Source organism: Achromobacter sp. 2789STDY5608621 (genome assembly GCF_001299375.1).
Lineage (GTDB): Bacteria > Pseudomonadota > Gammaproteobacteria > Burkholderiales > Burkholderiaceae_B > Achromobacter > Achromobacter insuavis.
Window position 1 is genome coordinate 180,850 of sequence record NZ_CYTU01000005.1, and the last position, 16,471, is coordinate 197,320.

The 16,471-nt window shown below is 68.3% G+C and carries 15 protein-coding genes; 3 read left to right on the top strand and 12 right to left on the bottom strand.

The genetic code is table 11. The features are described 5' to 3' along the window. Positions 1-45 precede the first annotated feature (45 nt). Positions 46-1,263 (bottom strand): MFS transporter, encoded by a 1,218-nt coding sequence (locus tag AOZ53_RS07970; protein ID WP_054477107.1) that lies wholly within the window; start codon positions 1,261-1,263, stop codon positions 46-48. A gap of 122 nt (positions 1,264-1,385) precedes the next feature. After that, positions 1,386-2,990, bottom strand: a complete 1,605-nt coding sequence (locus tag AOZ53_RS07975; protein ID WP_054431345.1) for an ABC-F family ATPase — start codon at positions 2,988-2,990, stop codon at positions 1,386-1,388. Between the two features lie 259 nt (positions 2,991-3,249). Here AOZ53_RS07975 and AOZ53_RS07980 point away from each other — a divergent pair, with 259 nt between their 5' ends. Genes AOZ53_RS07980 through AOZ53_RS07990 form a run of 3 tightly spaced genes read left to right on the top strand, consistent with a single transcriptional unit; the run spans position 3,250 to position 6,802 of the window. After that, entirely contained in the window at positions 3,250-4,857 is a 1,608-nt protein-coding gene (locus tag AOZ53_RS07980; RefSeq protein WP_197286464.1) for a CHASE2 domain-containing protein, read from the top strand. Between the two features lie 6 nt (positions 4,858-4,863). Further along, positions 4,864-5,217, top strand: coding sequence for a hypothetical protein (locus AOZ53_RS07985; protein WP_054431343.1), 354 nt, complete (start codon positions 4,864-4,866; stop codon positions 5,215-5,217). Continuing rightward, positions 5,204-6,802: a M48 family metalloprotease gene (locus AOZ53_RS07990; protein ID WP_231689846.1), complete on the top strand. Its 1,599-nt coding sequence runs from the start codon at positions 5,204-5,206 to the stop codon at positions 6,800-6,802. Before AOZ53_RS07985 ends, AOZ53_RS07990 begins: the two co-directional genes overlap by 14 nt. A gap of 36 nt (positions 6,803-6,838) precedes the next feature. On the opposite strand, the gene AOZ53_RS07995 is transcribed toward AOZ53_RS07990, so the two are convergent. The 10 genes from AOZ53_RS07995 to AOZ53_RS08040 all read right to left on the bottom strand — a co-directional run bounded on the left by AOZ53_RS07995 (position 6,839) and on the right by AOZ53_RS08040 (position 16,063). Further along, the gene (locus AOZ53_RS07995) at positions 6,839-7,894 is read right to left on the bottom strand and encodes an LD-carboxypeptidase (protein ID WP_054431341.1); all 1,056 of its coding nucleotides are present in this window, start codon (positions 7,892-7,894) and stop codon (positions 6,839-6,841) included. Beyond that, a complete protein-coding gene (gene tadA, locus AOZ53_RS08000; RefSeq protein ID WP_054431340.1) occupies positions 7,891-8,382 on the bottom strand; it encodes a tRNA adenosine(34) deaminase TadA in 492 nt (163 codons plus the stop codon). The genes AOZ53_RS07995 and tadA overlap by 4 nt, the downstream gene beginning before the upstream one ends. Positions 8,383-8,392: 10 nt before the next feature. After that, positions 8,393-9,241: an HAD family hydrolase gene (locus AOZ53_RS08005; RefSeq protein ID WP_054477100.1), complete on the bottom strand. Its 849-nt coding sequence runs from the start codon at positions 9,239-9,241 to the stop codon at positions 8,393-8,395. Between the two features lie 106 nt (positions 9,242-9,347). Further along, positions 9,348-9,851: a hypothetical protein gene (locus AOZ53_RS08010; RefSeq protein ID WP_231689845.1), complete on the bottom strand. Its 504-nt coding sequence runs from the start codon at positions 9,849-9,851 to the stop codon at positions 9,348-9,350. Between the two features lie 229 nt (positions 9,852-10,080). Then, positions 10,081-10,419 carry a monovalent cation/H(+) antiporter subunit G gene (gene mnhG, locus AOZ53_RS08015; protein ID WP_054431337.1) on the bottom strand — a complete coding sequence of 113 codons (339 nt, stop codon included), beginning with the start codon at positions 10,417-10,419 and terminating at the stop codon, positions 10,081-10,083. Further along, complete coding sequence (locus AOZ53_RS08020; RefSeq protein WP_006394683.1) at positions 10,416-10,697, bottom strand: K+/H+ antiporter subunit F; 282 nt, start codon at positions 10,695-10,697, stop codon at positions 10,416-10,418. Before AOZ53_RS08020 ends, mnhG begins: the two co-directional genes overlap by 4 nt. Next, positions 10,694-11,176 (bottom strand): Na+/H+ antiporter subunit E, encoded by a 483-nt coding sequence (locus tag AOZ53_RS08025; RefSeq protein WP_054477098.1) that lies wholly within the window; start codon positions 11,174-11,176, stop codon positions 10,694-10,696. Before AOZ53_RS08025 ends, AOZ53_RS08020 begins: the two co-directional genes overlap by 4 nt. Continuing rightward, positions 11,176-12,807: a monovalent cation/H+ antiporter subunit D gene (locus tag AOZ53_RS08030; protein ID WP_054431335.1), complete on the bottom strand. Its 1,632-nt coding sequence runs from the start codon at positions 12,805-12,807 to the stop codon at positions 11,176-11,178. Before AOZ53_RS08030 ends, AOZ53_RS08025 begins: the two co-directional genes overlap by 1 nt. Beyond that, positions 12,804-13,148, bottom strand: coding sequence for a Na+/H+ antiporter subunit C (locus tag AOZ53_RS08035; protein ID WP_006227452.1), 345 nt, complete (start codon positions 13,146-13,148; stop codon positions 12,804-12,806). Before AOZ53_RS08035 ends, AOZ53_RS08030 begins: the two co-directional genes overlap by 4 nt. Further along, positions 13,148-16,063, bottom strand: a complete 2,916-nt coding sequence (locus AOZ53_RS08040) for a monovalent cation/H+ antiporter subunit A (protein ID WP_054431334.1) — start codon at positions 16,061-16,063, stop codon at positions 13,148-13,150. Before AOZ53_RS08040 ends, AOZ53_RS08035 begins: the two co-directional genes overlap by 1 nt. Between the last annotated feature and the right edge of the window lie 408 nt (positions 16,064-16,471).

The window sequence follows — 16,471 nt, forward strand, 5'->3', positions numbered from 1 at the left end:
TCAATATCGAATGTTCTTAAGACTTGTGGTTATAAACAAAGCACCTCAGGCCGCCGCCTGCGCGCGGCTGGCGTGGCGCTGCAGTCCGAATGCGATCAGGAAGCCCAGCAGCACCGACATCGCCGCCGCCAGGAAGATCGCCGGATAGCCGAAGCCGCCCGAGATGTAGCCCGCCACCGGGCCGGTGGCGCCCAGGGCCAGGTCCAGGAAGGCGGAATACGCGCCCAGCGCGGCGCCGCGGCTGCCGGCCGGCACGCGCGCCACGGCCTCGACGCCGATGGCCGGGAACACCAGCGCGAAGCCGCAGCCGGTCAGGGCCGCGCCCACCAGCGCGGCGGTGGGATTGGGCGCTAGCCACAGCAGCGCCAGGCCGGCGGCCTCGACCAGGAACGACACCTGCGCCACCTTGAAGCCGCCAAAGCGCGTGATGGTGCCGGCGAACAGCAGGCGCACGCCGATGAAGGCGCAGCCGAACGCGCTGAGCGCGTGCGCCGCGCCCTCCCACGAGAAGCTGGCGTAGTACAGCGCCACGAAGGCCGCCAGCGTGCCAAAGCCGACCGAGCCCAGCCCCAGCGCCATGCCGTGCGGGAACACCCGCAGCACCACGCTCTTGAAGGCCATGCGATGCCCGCCGACGATGGCCACCGCGGCCCGCGCCAGCGCCAGCCCCAGGCCGGCCAGGCCCAGCAGCAGCACCGCGCCGCCCAGCGCGCCCATGCTCCATTCGGTTTCCAGGTAGACGCCCAGCGGCGCGCCCAGCGCCAGCCCGCCGTAGGTGCAGATGCCGTTCCAGGAGATCACCCGCGCCGTGTGCAGCGGGCCGACCCGGGCAATCGCCCAGGTGGCCGAGCCGGTGCCGACCCAGCTTTCGCCGAAGCCCAGCGCCAGCCGGCTGACGATGATGGCGCCCAGGCTGAGCCAGGCGCTGCGCTCAAAGGCATAGGCCAGCAGCAGGAACACGCCGCTGGCGGCGCAGGCCGCCATGCCGATCACCACGGTCTGCTTGGGTCCGACCGTATCGGCCATGCGGCCGGCGTGCGAGCGGCTCAGCAGCGTGGCTACGTACTGCACGCTGATGGCCAGCCCCGCCAGCACCGAGCCGTAACCGAGCTGGCCGTGCACGTAGCCGGGCAGCACCGCGAGCGGCAGGCCGATGGCCAGGTAACAGATGAAGGTGAAAAAGGCGATCGCGACGATGCGCGAGGTCAACGCGAACGTCCCGATGGGCTGGCCATCGGGCGTGGTATGAGGTGTGGGAGGCATGGCTGACTGGGTGGAACCTGGCGCAACGGGCCAGGGTTTACCCGGATGATAGCCCAGCAGGATTGCGGCTGGCTGAACGGGATTCGGCCAGCCGCCTCGATGCGGGGATCAGGCTTGGGGGATCAGGCTTCGATACCGCGCGAGGACAGGTAGTCTTCGTAGCCGCCGCGGTAGTCGACGATCTCGCCCGAGGGCAGGATCTCGATCACGCGGGTGGCCAGGCCCGACACGAATTCGCGGTCGTGCGAGACGAACACCAGCGTGCCTTCGTACTTTTCCAGCGCGAACTGCAGCGATTCGATCGATTCCATGTCCAGGTGGTTGGTCGGCTCGTCGAGCAGCATGACGTTGTGGCGGCCCAGCATCAGGCGGCCGAAGGTCATGCGGTTCTTTTCGCCGCCGGACAGCACCTTGGGCGCCTTGGGCAGGTCGTCCGCCGAGAACAGCAGGCGGCCCAGCACCGAACGGATCGACTGGTCGTCGTCGCCCGGCTGGCGATGGTCGCCCATCCAGTCGAGCAGGTTGATGTCGGTCTGCAGGAACTGATCCGACACGTCCTGGGCCATGTAGCCCAGGTCGGCGTTTTCCGACCACTTGACGCTGCCGGCGTCCGGCGCCAGGTCGGTGGCCAGCAGGCGCAGCAAGGTGGTCTTGCCGACGCCGTTGGCGCCGATGATGGCGATCTTCTCGCCGGCATCGACCATGGCCGAGAAGTTGCGGATCACGGGCGCGTCGTAGGACTTGGACAGGCCTTCGACCGTGACCGCCAGGCGGTGCATGACCTTGTTCTGCTCGAAGCGGATGTACGGGTTCTGGCGCGACGAGGGCTTGACCACGACCTGCTCGGCCTTGATGCGGTCGATCTGCTTGAGGCGCGAGGTGGCCTGGCGCGACTTGGACTTGTTGGCGGCGAAACGGCGCACGAAGTCCTGCAGTTCGGTGACGCGTTCCTTGGCCTTGGCGTTGTTGGCCACCAGGCGCTCGCGGGCCTGGGTCGAGGCCAGCATGTAGTCGTCGTAGTTGCCCGGGTAGATGCGGATCTCGCCATAGTCCAGGTCGGCCATGTGGGTGCAGACCTGGTTCAGGAAGTGACGATCGTGGCTGATGATGATCATCGTGCTCTGGTAGCTGTTGAGCACGCTTTCCAGCCAGCGGATGGTGTTGATGTCCAGGTTGTTGGTCGGTTCGTCCAGCAGCAGCACGTCCGGGTTCGAGAACAGCGCCTGCGCCAGCAGCACGCGCAGCTTCCAGCCCGGCGCCACTTCGCGCATCGGCAGGTTGTGCTGGTCCACGGCGATTTCCAGGCCCAGCAGCAGCTCGCCGGCGCGGGCTTCGGCGGTGTAGCCGTCATATTCGGCGAACTTGGCTTCCAGGTCGGCCGCGCGCATGTAGTCGTCTTCCGACGCTTCCGGGTTGGCGTAGATCGCGTCGCGCTCGGACATCGCGGCCCACATCTCGGTGTGGCCCATCATCACCACGTCCAGCACGCGCAGGTCCTCGAAGGCGAACTGGTCCTGGCGCAGCTTGCCCAGGCGCACGCCCGGCTCCAGCGAGACGTTGCCGGCCGACGACTCCAGGTCGCCGCCGATGATCTTCATGAACGTCGACTTGCCGGACCCGTTGGCCCCGATCAGCCCGTAGCGGTTGCCTTCCCCGAACTTGACGCTGACGTTCTCGAAAAGGGGCTTGGGACCGAACTGGATGGTGAGATTGGCGGTGGATATCACGGTGGTGTCTTGGGGGGAATCTTGGTTTTGAGGTCGCGCAGCGGCCAAAGCGGATGCGGCGAAACCCGATAGTGTACCAAGCCCATCTGTCCGGAGCTTGCCACGCAAGCGCACAGGCGTGGCGCTCGGGCTGGCGTCGAGTGCCATTTGTTGTCTTAAAGTAAAAATTTGTATTAAATCGGGTACCATTGCGCCCTCGACACGCGCGCTTCCTGCCCGCCGGGCCATGGAGGCTGACTCAACCCCTAGCCGCCGTCCCGTGACCGATTCGTCCCCGCCTTCCGGAAACGTCAAGTTCTATTTCCGCTCATTGATCGTCGCCGCGCTGGTCGCGATCACCATGTTGTGGGCGACGCCCCGACTGACGCCCAGTTCGGATCTGCTGACCTACGCCATTGCCCGACTGCAGGCGCGGCTGGTGGGCGGCTATTACAGTCCCGCGCATCGCAACGACACCACCGTGGTGCTGATCGACGACGATTCGCTCGATCCGCAAAAAGGCGCCTGGCCCGTCCCCTACCGCACGCATGCCCGCTGGCTGCGCAATATCGGCCTGATCCACAAGCCCCGCGCCATCTTCCTTGACATCACCTTCGGCCGCGAACGGGACGACCCGACCTTGCCGGAGCTGGTCTCTGCCCTGTGCGAGCTGCGGGACGCCGGCGTGCCGGTGTTCCTGGCCGCGCTGCCTGGCGACGATGGCGGACTGCGGCTGCGCGATGGCCTGGCCACGCCGGCCGGCCAGCCGCCCTGCTTCACCCTGGTGGACGTGCGCTATTCGGCCAGCAAGGTCGACCGGCTGGTGTGGAGTTATCCGCTCTGGTCCGACGGCGACACGCGCAGCGCCGCGCTGGCGATGGCGCAGGACGTGGCCGGCATCGCGCTGCCCAAGGGCGAAGAGGCCATGGCCCTGACCTGGGGGGTCGACAACCTGGGCCAGCGGCCTTTCTCGCCCGACTGCCGCCTGGCGCGCGGCGGCTATCCCGAAATGCTGCCGGGTTACGTGCGCAGGCTGCTGTACGGCCCCGAGGCGAGCAAGCCGATCTGCCCCTACACCCGCACGCTGACCTTGTCCGAACTGCGCGCCGCCGATACCGACCAGGCCCGCCTGGAGGACCTGCTCACGGACCGCTACGTCATGATCGGCGCGGCGTTGAGCGGCTTCAACGACACTGTGCTGTCGCCCGTGCACGACGTGATCCCCGGGGTCTTCATGCACGCCATGGCGCTGGACAACCTGCTGACCTACCGGGACCACTACAAGCGCGCGCTGGAATGGGAAATCTGGCCACCCAACATCCTGTGGCTGCTGGGCATCCCCATCGTCATGGCGGCGCACTTCCTGCACTGGCTGGCCCAGTGGCTGGCCGTGCAACTGCGCGAAATCAATGGCTGGACCAGACGCTGGCTGGTGCCGCCGAAATCATGGCGGCTGACCGCGGCGACGCCCCCGGCCGAGGGCACCGAGATGCTGCCGCAGCGGCCCGCGCGGTGGATCGCGCTGGGCGCCGCGCGCGGCCCGCTGACGCGCCTGCGCCTGCTGCGCGCCATCTGCGCCGATCGCGCCTGCCGCCGCTGGCTGGCGCGCAAGGTCGCGGAAAAGCTGCTGATCGCGCTGGCGCTGACACTGGGCAAGGCGGCCTCCATCCTGCTGTCTTCGCTGGTGGTCATGTACATCGTGCTGATTGCGCAGGAATGGGTGGACGTCGGCACCCTGCCCATTGTCGACCTGGCGGTCATGGCGCTGGCCGCGCACTGGCTCGGCTGGACCGACACCGTCACCAAGTTTCTCGGCGGCAAGCCCAAGGCGGACACGACCACCCCGCCCCCGGCGCCGCCGCAATCTTCCGCCAAACCTCAGGAGTAGAACCGCATGATCCAGCCTTCCTCCATGATTGCCGCCGCCCTCGCGGCGTTGGCCCTGTACGGCGCGCCGGCCCTGGCGGCCGACCAGATCGTCGGCGCCAGCCTCAAGCCGCTGCCGCTCTATGCACAGCCGGGCGGCGGAACGCCGGCCGCCCAATCCGATGGCCAGGGCATGCCGTGGCCGGTACTGGAAAGCCGCGAAGAGTTCTACCGGGTGAAGGTGAACGGCGCCGACTACTGGGTGGACAGCATGCAGGTGCGCGTGGCGCGCAATTCGTCGGCGCAGTGCGGCCCGGTGGTCAAGCGCGTGCCCGGTCCCACCGGCTCCACCGCCGGCGCCGGCGAAAATGCCTGCCGCTGACATGGCGATGCCCTTCCATCACGCGCCCCGCCTCGCGGCCCTGACCCTGGCGATGGTCCTGGCTGGCTGTGCCAACATGCCCGGCGCCGGCCTGTCGTTCAAGACCGGGGAATTGCCGCCCGCCCCCACCGACCGCAAGTGGCCCGACGCCGACCGCGACGCTCGCAATCAGCGCGCGCAACACATGGGCCTGGTTGCCATGCCCGAGATGCAGGGCTACCTGAACGGCCTGCTCGGCCGTATCAAGGATGCCGCCGGCGTGCCCGGCTGGCCAGGCGCGGTGTACGTCACCGCTTCCCCGGCGCTGGAGGCCTACAGCACCGGCGCGGGCAATATCTACCTGTCGATCGGATGGCTGTCGTCCGCGGAGTCCGAGGACGAGATCGTCGCCATCCTGTCGCACGAATTTGGCCACATCTACCTGGACTATCACCAGCTGGAAGCGGCCAATACGACCAGCGACCAGGTCGCCACGCTGGCGGCGCTGGGCGTGGCCCTGGCGCAAAAGGCCGGCAGCGCGACGGGCTGGAGCCCGGTGGACAGCGTGATCGCTTCCTATGCCTTCGGCAAGGACGTGCTGGTCCCCGCCTGGAACCGGCAGCAGGAGGAAAACGCCGATCGCTTCGGCGCCACCGTCAGCCTGCGGCTGGGCTATTCCTACACGCAAGGGTTCAAGGCCTTCCTGGAGCGTCAGGCCACCTGGGAAACGGACAACGCCAGGATCCAGGAAGAAGACCGCAAGCGCATGGTCGAGCAGATCAAGCAGGCCGCCGCGCAGGATGCGCGCAAGCAAGCCAAGGCCTCGGGCAACCAGGTCGCGCCGCTGACCGAGATGCAGGCGTCGCTGAGCTCTGGCCTCGCTGGCGCCAGCGAAGACCTGCGCAATGGCCTGGACGACATCTGGAAAAAGCTGACCGTCAGCCATCCCAGCACCGAAGCGCGGCTGACCTCGCTGACCGGGCAGGTCACGCCGCTGATGGCCGGCAAGCCTCGCCCCGCGGCCACCATCGCGCCGTGGGACAAGGCGCGCGCGCAACGTCGCAGCGCCACCGTGCTGAAGAACTATCAGAGCGCCAACGCCGCGCAACAGGCGCTGCAGGCGCAGGACTATGTCCAGGCGCGCAAGCTCGCGGCCCAGGCCGCCTCCGGCCCGACCGCACAGCAGGCGTTGCCGCTGCTGGCGCTAAGCATGGCGCAAGGCGAACCCGGCAAGCCGTCCGCCCGCGCCGCCGCCCTGCTGGACCGCAACCTGCAATCCGAGGGCGACCGCGCCTGGCGCATTTATGTCCTGCGCGCCAACAATCTGCTGGGCTCGGGCCAGCGCGCACCCGCCACCGCGGTCATGAACCAGGGCTTCGAGTATTTCAAGGATGCCGGCCTGGCCTGGCCGGAGGCCATTGCCTTCTACGGGCAGACCGACAGCTGGGACAGGGCGCGCAAGCTGGCGCAGGAATGCGCGTCGCGCTTTCCCAGCTATGCCGGCGCCTGCAACAAAGCCGCGCAGACACCCGCCGAGCAGGCCGAGGCCAAGCGCCGCGGCGAGCAGAAGGCGCAGTCGTTGGTCGACAGGCTGTTCAAGAAGTGAAGCACGCCACGCGGCGGGCCTTGCGGCCCGCCCGCGTCAATGATGGTGTTCGTCCAGCACCAGGTGGGCCAGACCCTTTTCGGTGGCGATGCCGACCTTCTGGCCGATCGGCAGCGTCGCCTTGGTGGCCACGTGGCCGTACGGCAGCCCGGTCACCACCGGCACCTTGACCGTCTTGCGCAGCCAGGCCACCACCTCGTGCAGGTCGTAGCCCTTGTCGTGCGGCGCCAGCTTGTAGTCCGAGAAGCGGCCCAGCACGATGGCCTTCTGCTTGCCCAGGATGCCCGCCTGCCACAACTGGATCAGCATGCGTTCGATGCGGTACGGGTGCTCGGCCACGTCTTCCAGGAACAGGATGCCGCCGCGCACCTTCGGCATGTACGGGGTGCCGATCAGCGAGGCCAGCATGGCCAGGTTGCCGCCCCACAGGATGCCGCGGCAATCGACCGGGTCGGCGTCCTGGGTCTCGAAGCTGAGGATTTCCAGCTCGCCGCGCATCACTTCGCCGAACAGCGCTTCGGTCAGGTCGTCGACCTTCTTGCCGCCGAAGTCGTAGATGGCGGTGGCGCCGGTGTAGCTGACCGCGCCGGTCTGCGCCAGCAGCGCCAGGTTGAAGGCGGTGAAATCGCTCATGCCGACGAAGCGCTTGCCGCTGTCGGCCATGGCCTTCCAGTCAACCAGGTGCAGCAGCCGGCCCATGCCGTAGCCGCCGCGCGTCACCATGACGATCGGCAGCTTCTGCTTGGCGGCGCGCGTCAGGCTGGCCAGGCGCTGGGCGTCGGTGCCGGCAAAGCGCTGGTGTTCGGCCAGCGCGGTGCGGTCCAGCGCGGTCTTGAAGCCCTGCGCGGCCAGGCGCTCGCGCGCCAGCTCGACGGTCTGCGGGTCGCGCACCGCCGACGACGGCGAGATCAGGTAGATGCCGCGCGCGTCCGGGAAGCTGTGGACGTGGCCCGGCTCGTGGTCGTGGCTGTGGTCGTGGCCGCAGGCCTCGCCGCATTCGTGATCGTGGTCGTGCGCGTGGCTGGCGTGGTCATGCGCCGGGGCGGCGGCCGCCCTGGCGCCGCGCGCCTTGGCGCCTCGGGTGTTGCTCATGCGATGGATTCCTTGGCGCGGCGTTCGCGGAAGAACCGGCGCAGCAGCTCGCCGCAGGGTTCCGCCAGCACGCCGCCGGTGACTGAGGTGTGATGATTGAGTTTGGGCACCGAGCCCACGTCCAGCACGCTGCCGCAGGCGCCGGTCTTGGGGTCGTAGGCGCCGAACACCACCCGCGCCAGGCGCGCATGCAGCATGGCGCCGATGCACATGACGCAGGGCTCCAGCGTGACGTACACGGTGATGCCCGGCAGCCGGTAGTTTTCCAGGGCGCGCGCCGCGCCGCGCAGGGCGACGATCTCGGCATGCGCGGTGGGGTCGTGGTCGATGATGGTGCGGTTGTAGCCGCGCCCCAGGATGTCGCCCTGGGCCGAGACCACCAGCGCGCCCACCGGCACCTCGCCGATGTCATAGGCCGCCCGCGCCTCTTCCAGCGCCAGCGTCATGAATTCGGCGTCCTGCGCGGTCCAGGGCGGCACGGCCGCCATGGCGATCGGCTCAACCACGGTACACCCGCGACTTGAGCGCGATGCGGCCGGCCAGGCTGGTCACGGCCTCTTCGAGCCACTGGTAGAGCTCGGCGTTCTCGTCGTAGCGCGCCTGGTTCAGGTTCGACACCCGGCCTTCCTCGATGAAGCCCCAGGCGCGGCTGCGCTTGTCGCGGTGCTTCGGATCCCAGACGCCGAAGGCGTAGCCGCCGGCGCGCCGGATCAGCGAGAAGCACGGAATGTCGGTGTAGCCGTCGCCAACGAACACCATCTGGTCGAACGGCACCCGCAGGCGGTCCTCGGGCACCTTGCGGTTGACCTCGAACGGCTTGTTGCGGAAATCGCGGCCGATGATGCCCTTCTGGATGTGGAACAGGTAGCGCGTCTTGTCGGTGAAGCTGACGATGCGGCGCGGAAACTCGATGCCGCCGTCGGCGCCGTAGGTGAATTCGGAGGCCCAGATCTCGGTGAACTCGTGCGCGATGGGCGTGGAGCGGACCACGTCGCCGATGCCGCTGGAGATCAGGTAGAACTCCAGCTGCACCTGCGGCTGCGCCGCCCGCACCGCGGCGCGCAGGCGCTGGAACAGCGTGACCACGCCATCGTGCAGTTCGAGACGCGCGCCCCAGTCGCGCAGCCGCTGCTGCGTGATGAGGCCATGCTTGCCCTCGCGCGAGAGCTGGATCATCTGGTAGAGATAGGCCGGGACCGGGTCCCAGTCCTGGTTGGACAGCAGCGGATCGACCTGGTCTTTCCAGAAGGACGCCGTGTCCACCCCGATGCTGTCCAGGAAACCGGACGTGCTGTCCGAGGCCAGCGTGTCGTCGAAGTCGAAAATCAGGGCGATGACGTCGGACATGGATATGCGTAAGTAAGGGCGACAGCCGCCATTTTGCCTGATTGTGGCGGCGGCCGGGGCGCGGGGAAGGACGCATCGCCCCTCCCCTGGCGCCATCGATCGCCCGTTACTGGCGCATCGGCGCGGGCGGCGGCGGCGCCATGCCCGGAGCGGGCGCCATGCCGGGCGCGCCAACCGGCGGCGGAGGCGGCGGCACCGTGCCGGCGGTGCCAGCCGGCACCTGGATCACGGTTTCACGCAGCACGCCGCCGCCCTGCACGCTGCCGCGCACCTGGGTCGGAGAGGTCATCTGCGTGATGCAGTCCTGGCGCGAATCGGCCGGCAGGCGATTGCAGCGGTCCAGCATGTTCTGCTGGTGCTGGTCGGTGGTGCCGTCGCTCAGGCGCTGGCGGTTGGCTTCCTCGCGGGCGGCGCCCGCCTCGCGCATGCAGGCGGTGCGCTCCTGGCCGGTGCTGCCGTTCTTGCAAGCCGCCACATCTTGTTCATATTGCGCCTGGATGCCGGCGCGGCCGATCGGATCGGCCGCCTGGGCCGCTCCCGCGGCCAGCATCAGGCCAGCCGCGCAAAGGGATGCCGCAAGGCGTTTGGTGTGCATGGGACGTACATTCATGGCCAGCTCCTTGGAGAAAGAGGATTGAACCCGAACGGCGCGGGCCTGGCTGGGCCGGCACCGTCTGCTTGATACAACTATCCCACGATGACACGACGGGGACATGTCCAGCAACGTGCAATCGTAAGCCGAAGTTTCCGATGCTGCGACGCAATATTCATTGCGCCAACGCAATTCGTCCCCGAAAAAGCGCCGATACGTCCCCGTGTACCCGGCGCCGCCCTGCCCGCTACCTCGCGTCCAGGTCGGCGTCGGCCTTGGTCAAACGGTTACGGTAAACCGCCGCGCGCATCAGCAGCATCGCCGTCACCGGCGACGACACGATCAGCAGCAACGTGATGATCACTTCATGGAACACGGGCCGCGACGACAGCGCCGAGAACACCAGGATCGACGCCGCCAGCACGCAGCCGCAGCCCAGCGTGTTGCCCAGCGTGGGCGCGTGGATGCGGGCGTAGAAGGTGCGAAAGCGCAGCAGCCCGGCCGAGCCGGTCAGCGCCAGCAGGCCGCCCAGCACCAGCAGCACGCTGGCCGGAATGCTGGCCCACAGGGGAAGATTGTCGATCATGGCTCGATCACCTCGCCGCGCAGCAGGAAGCGGGCCATGGCGGTCGAACCCACGAAACCGAACAGCGCGATCAGCAACGCGATGTCGAAGTACACCGACGTGCCCGAGCGGATGCCGAACACCAGCATGGTCAGCATGCCGTTGATGTAGAGCGTGTCCAGCGCCAGCACGCGGTCCTGCGCGGTGGGGCCGCGCAGCAGGCGGATGGCGGCGAACACCATGCCCAGCGCGAAGCACACCAGGGCAAAGGACGCCGCCCAGTAGAGTATGGCGTTCATTCGAAGATCTCCATCAAGGGGCGCTCGTAGCGGTCCTGCACCAGGCGCACCCAGTCTTCCTCGTTCTGCAGGTCGAGCACGTGCAGCTTGAGGCGGTGGTCATCGCCCAGTTCGACCCAGACGGTGCCGGGCGTGTAGGTGACGATGCAGGCCAGCATCGCCAGGCCATGCGGATCGCGCATGGTCAGCGGGATCTTGATGAACCCGGGCGAGAAATCATTGCGGCGCGGATTCAGGATCAGCTTGGCCACCGCGATGTTGGACTTGATGATGTCCACCGTCACGTGCCAGAACAGCGGAATCGCCTTCCACAGACGGCGCGGCCGCGCCTTCAGCGGCCGCAGGCGCGAGGCGGCCCAGGTGAACCACAGGGCCAGCGCCACGCCCAGCGCGATCTGGCCGGCCGACAGGCTCTCGTTCAGCACCAGCCACAGGACGAACAGGAATACCGGCAGGAAGAGGAAATAGAGGCGGCGCATCAGTTTCCTCCCAGCGTGGCGCGCACCGTCTGCGCGGACATGACGGCGTCGATATAGCTCTTGGGCTGGTCCAGCGAACGCGCGGCGTCATCCAGGTAGGCCGACACCGGGCCCGCGCCCGCCGCCAGGCCCACGCACAAGAGCAGCAGGACCGCCACCGGCCCCGCCTCGATCACACGCAGGCGCGGCGTGCTGCGATCGTCGCTGGCCCAGAACACGCGGATGCCGGTGCGGCCCAGGCCGATCAGCCCCGCCAGGCCGGACACCAGCACGGCCGCCACCAGGATCCAGGCGTCCATCGGCGGCGCCGACTCGTTGGCCGCCGAGACCGCCGCCGACAGCAGCGAGAACTTGGCGACGAAGCCGGACAGCGGCGGCAGCCCGGTCACCAGCAAGGCGCAACAGATGAAGGCCAGGCCGAGGAACGCCATGGCCGCCGGAATCGCCACCCCGACCACGTCGTCGGAACGATTCACCGAGGCCGGGTCGTCCAGGTCGAATGCGTCCAGCGTCACCGCCAGCACGTTGGCGCCGAAGCTGCGGGTGCGTTCGATGAGTTCGGCCAGCATGAAGAACGCGCCCGTGGTCAGCACCGAACTGATCAGGTAGAACAGCGCCGGGCCGGTCAGCGTCACGCCGGGCATGCCCAGCGCCGTCAGCAGCGTGCCGGCCGAGACGATCACGCAATAGCCCACCATCTTCTCGAGCTGCTGCGTGGCCAGCAGGCCCAGGCCGCCGAACAGCAGCGTGGCCAGGCCGGCCGCGAACATCCAGTCCAGGCTGAACGCCGCCGGCGCGCCGGTCGGCAGCAGCAGCGAACCGATGCGCAGCAGCGCGTAGATGCCGACCTTGGTCATGATCGAGAACATGGCCGCGATCGGCGCGCCGGCCGAGCCGTAGCCCTTGACCAGCCAGAAGTTCAGCGGCCAGGCGCCCGCCTTCACCAGGAAGGCCACGCCGAGGATGGCGGCGCCGGCCTCGAACAGCATGCGGTCGGAACCGGTCAGGTTGCCGGCGCGCAGCGCCAGGTCGGCCATGTTGAGCGTGCCGCTCACGCCGTAGATCAGCGCAATGCTGATCAGCAGCAGGAACGAGGCCACCAGGTTGACCGCGATGTACTGCAGGCCGGCGCTGACGCGCGCCACGCCCGAGCCGTGCAGCAACAGGCCGTAGGACGCGGCCAGCAGCACCTCGAAGAACACGAACAGGTTGAACAGGTCGCCGGTCAGGAAGGCGCCGTTCAGGCCCATCAGCAGGAACTGGAACAGGGAATGGAAATGCACCCCGGCCCGGTCCCAGCGCGCCAGCGCGTAGGTCAGCGAGGCCAGGCCCAGCACCGCGGTCAGGGTCAGCATGACCGCGGCCAGGCGGTCCACCACCAGCACGATGCCGAACGGCGCGGGCCAGTCGCCCACCAGGTAGACGCCGACGCCATGCGGCCACACGTCCGGCACGGCGCCGCCGGCGACCGCCAGCAGCGCGATGGCCGCGGCCAGCTGCGCCAGCGTCGACAGCATGGCGATCGCGCCGCGCGTGTAGCGGCGGGTGTCGCCCAGCATCAGCATCACGGCGCCGGCCAGCAGCGGCGTGATGATGGGCAATACGGGAAGATGTTGCAGCCAGAAACTCAAGATTGGGACTCCCGTCCATCGACGTGGTCGGTGCCCGTCAAGCCGCGCGAAGCCAGCAGCACCACCAGGAACAGCGCGGTGGTGGCGAAGCCGATCACGATGGCCGTCAGCACCAGCGCCTGGGGCAACGGATCGGCGTACCAGGAAGGATCATGGGCCATGGCTGGGTCCACCACCGGCGGCCGGCCCGAGGTCAGGCGGCCCATGCCGAAGATGAACAGGTTGACCGCATATGAGACCAGCGACAGGCCCATGATGAACTGGAAGGTGCGCGGCCGCAGCAGCAGCCAGACCCCCGAGCCCGCCAGGACGCCGATCGCGACGGCGTAAATCAATTCCATCAGGCTTCCCCCGTTTGTGCGGCGGCCGCCTGGCTTTCGGCGGCAGCCTTGCGTTGTGCGCGCAGCGATTGGTGGGCCAGCGCCACCAGCACCAGCACGGTGGACCCGACCACCAGCATGTAGACGCCGAGGTCGAACAGCAGCACGCTGGACAGGTGCACGTGTCCCACCAGCGGCAAGGCGATGTCCCAGGCCAGCGCGGCCAGGAACGGTTTGTAGGCGAGCCAGGCCGTCACCGCCGCCGTGCCGGCGAACAGCAGGCCGATGCCGATCCAGTTCTGCGGGTTCAGCCGGCTGCGCGACTCGACCCAGTAGACCCCGCCCACCATGTACTGCAGGATCACGGCCGTGGCGAAGATCAGCCCGCCCACGAAGCCGCCGCCGGGCTGGTTGTGGCCGCGCAGCAGGAAGTACACGGAAATCAGCGCCGCGGTCGGCAGCAGCAGGCGCACCAGCACCGTCGGCACCATCATCGGGCCGGTCGGCACGATCGTCTTGATGTCCGGCGCGGCCGGCACCGGCCCGTCCTGGTCGATCTGCTGGCGCGGCAGGTCGGCGCTCTCGGCGGCCGGCCGGAAGCGGCGCAGCAGCGCGTACACCGTCAGCGCCACGATGCCCAGCACCGTGATTTCGCCAAAGGTATCGAAGCCGCGGAAGTCCACCAGGATCACGTTGACCACGTTGGTGCCGCCGCCGTCGGGCAGCGCGCGGTCGACGAAATACGAGGAGATCGTGTCGGTCTGCGGCCGCACCAGCACCGCGTACGCCAGCGCCGCCATGCCGGTGCCGGCGGCGGTGGCCATCAGCAGGTCGCGCAGGCGACGGCCGCGGGCGCGCAGGGTCGCCCCCAGGCCCTCGTCCTCGTCCTGCTCGATGCGGCGCGGCAGCCAGCGCAGGCCGAGCAGCAGCAGCACCAGCGTCACCACCTCGACCGACAGCTGCGTCAGCGCCAGGTCGGGCGCCGAGAACCAGACGAACGTGAGACAGGTCACCAGGCCCGCGCCGCCGGCCAGCGCCAGCGACGCCAGGCGGTGGTACTTGGCCTGGTAGGCCGCGGCCACGGCGCAGACGCAGCCCACCAGCCACAGCAGGGCGAAGGCCGGATCGACCGCGGCCGGACGGCCGGCGCCTTCCAGCCAGCCGCCTGCCCGCAACGGCAGCCAGGCCACGAACAGCGTGCCCAGCACGATCAGCAGCATCTGCACCTGCAGGCGCGACGAGGCCAGCCAGCGCAGCAGCCAGGCGGCGGCGACGCTGGAGCCGTCGAGCAGCGTCTCGAACGAGCGGCGGCCGTCCAGGCGGTAGATGAACGGCACCCGGCCGGGGTTGGCGCGCTGGTGCGCGCGCAGCGCCAGGTACAGGATGACGCCCGAGGTCATGGCCACGAAGCTCATCACCAGCGGCAGGTTGACGCCGTGCCACACGGCCAGGCTGTATTCGGGCATATCGGCGCCCAGGATGCTCTGCGCGGCGGTGGCCAGGAACGGGCCGAGCGTCACGCCCGGCAGGATGCCCACCACCAGGCACATCAGCACCAGCAGGCCGCTGGGCAGCAGCATCCAGCCGGGCGGCTCGTGCGGCGCGCGCGGCAGATCGGTGGCCGGCGGGCCGAAGAACACCTGCAGGATGAAGCGCAGCGAATAGGCCACGCTGAAGGCCCCCGCCACCGTGGCCGCCAGCGGCAGGCCCACCTTGGTGATCCAGTCGCCGCTGACGAAGGTGGTCTCGGCGAAGAACATTTCCTTGGAGATGAAGCCGTTGAGCAGCGGCACCCCGGCCATCGAGGCCGCCGCCACCATGGCCAATGTGGCCGTGATCGGCATGGCCTTGTACAGGCCGGACAGGCGGCTCAGGTCGCGCGTGCCGGTCTCGTGGTCGACGATGCCGGCCGCCATGAACAGCGAGGCCTTGAAGGTGGCGTGGTTGACCATGTGGAACACCGCCGCCACCAGCGCCAGCGAGCTGTTCAGCCCCAGCAGCAGCGTGATCAGGCCGAGGTGGCTGATGGTCGAATACGCCAGCACCCCCTTCATGTCCTGCTGGAAGATGGCGGCGTAACCGCCCAGCACCAGCGTAATCAGCCCGGCGCCGCCGATGATCCAGAACCACTCGTCGGTGCCGGACAGCACCGGCCAGAAACGCGCCAGCAGGAACACGCCGGCCTTCACCATGGTGGCCGAGTGCAGGTAGGCCGACACCGGCGTGGGCGCGGCCATGGCGTTGGGCAGCCAGAAATGGAACGGGAACTGCGCGCTCTTGGTCAGCGCGCCCAGCGCCACCAGCACCAGCACGGCCGGATACCAGGGGTCGGCGCGCACCACGTCGCCGGCGGCCAGCACGCGGTCCATGTCGTAGCTGCCGACGATGTGGCCCAGGATCAGCACCCCGGCCAGCAGGCAAAGCCCGCCGGCGCCGGTCACCGTCAGCGCCATGCGCGCGCCGCGGCGGGCGTCCAGGCGGTGGTGCCAGTAGGCGATCAGCATGAAAGAAGCCAGGCTGGTCATTTCCCAGAACATGACCAGCTGGATCAGGTTGCCCGACAGCACCACGCCGAGCATGGCGGCCATGAAGGCCTGGAAGAACGAGAAGAAGCGCGGCACCGGGTCTTCCGGCGACATGTAGTAGCGCGCGTACAGCACCACCAGCGCGCCCATGCCCGAGACGATCAGCGCGAACAGCCAGGCGTAGCCGTCCATGCGCAGGGTGAACTGCAGGCCCAGGGCGGGCGCCCAGGGAATGTCGACGCGGACCACGCCGCCGCCGGCGACCTGCGGATAGAGACTGGCGACCAGAACCGCGCAGGCCAGGGCGATGATGCCCGCCAACCAGGCCTCGGCATTGCGGGCGTTGGAAGGCAGCAGCGCGGCGCACAGGCTGCCGGCGAACGGCAGAGCGAGGATCAGTATCAGCGACATGGCGTTCCGAGAATGTCCGGGCCCCCTCCCGCCAGCGCAGCAGCGAGAGACGAAACAGACCGGGGATTGAAAAACGGACGGAACCCTGGCCCGGTGCGTCGCTGCACTACACGTTGCCCCGCGGGGACATCAACCAACGCCCATTGAACGGCGCGGACAGAAACAAACGCAATAGTTTTCTTGCAAGACCGGCCAAGAATCTCATCCGAAAAATATCAGATTCTTGTAAGTTATGCAGAGATTTATGCGCGTACCTGGGGGATGACGACATGATCGCTGCGCAATCATTACGCATCGATGACCGGCCCCAATTTCGTTCAAGTTCTTGTCAGCATACGTTTTTTTGCGTCATCGTCGCGCTTCGGGCCGGCTTCCGCCGGGGTAAAAATACCCACACGGAACGCAGGG

What these genes read in the sequence shown, in the direction of transcription:
- AOZ53_RS07970 (WP_054477107.1), bottom strand. Translation starts at nt 1,263, where the DNA reads ATGCCTCCCACACCTCATACCACGCCCGATGGCCAGCCCATCGGGACG.
- AOZ53_RS07985 (WP_054431343.1), top strand. Translation starts at nt 4,864, where the DNA reads ATGATCCAGCCTTCCTCCATGATTGCCGCCGCCCTCGCGGCGTTGGCC.
- AOZ53_RS07990 (WP_231689846.1), top strand. Translation starts at nt 5,204, where the DNA reads ATGCCTGCCGCTGACATGGCGATGCCCTTCCATCACGCGCCCCGCCTC.
- AOZ53_RS07995 (WP_054431341.1), bottom strand. Translation starts at nt 7,894, where the DNA reads ATGAGCAACACCCGAGGCGCCAAGGCGCGCGGCGCCAGGGCGGCCGCC.
- tadA (WP_054431340.1), bottom strand. Translation starts at nt 8,382, where the DNA reads ATGGCGGCCGTGCCGCCCTGGACCGCGCAGGACGCCGAATTCATGACG.
- AOZ53_RS08005 (WP_054477100.1), bottom strand. Translation starts at nt 9,241, where the DNA reads ATGTCCGACGTCATCGCCCTGATTTTCGACTTCGACGACACGCTGGCC.
- AOZ53_RS08010 (WP_231689845.1), bottom strand. Translation starts at nt 9,851, where the DNA reads ATGAATGTACGTCCCATGCACACCAAACGCCTTGCGGCATCCCTTTGC.
- mnhG (WP_054431337.1), bottom strand. Translation starts at nt 10,419, where the DNA reads ATGATCGACAATCTTCCCCTGTGGGCCAGCATTCCGGCCAGCGTGCTG.
- AOZ53_RS08020 (WP_006394683.1), bottom strand. Translation starts at nt 10,697, where the DNA reads ATGAACGCCATACTCTACTGGGCGGCGTCCTTTGCCCTGGTGTGCTTC.
- AOZ53_RS08025 (WP_054477098.1), bottom strand. Translation starts at nt 11,176, where the DNA reads ATGCGCCGCCTCTATTTCCTCTTCCTGCCGGTATTCCTGTTCGTCCTG.
- AOZ53_RS08035 (WP_006227452.1), bottom strand. Translation starts at nt 13,148, where the DNA reads ATGGAATTGATTTACGCCGTCGCGATCGGCGTCCTGGCGGGCTCGGGG.
- AOZ53_RS08040 (WP_054431334.1), bottom strand. Translation starts at nt 16,063, where the DNA reads ATGTCGCTGATACTGATCCTCGCTCTGCCGTTCGCCGGCAGCCTGTGC.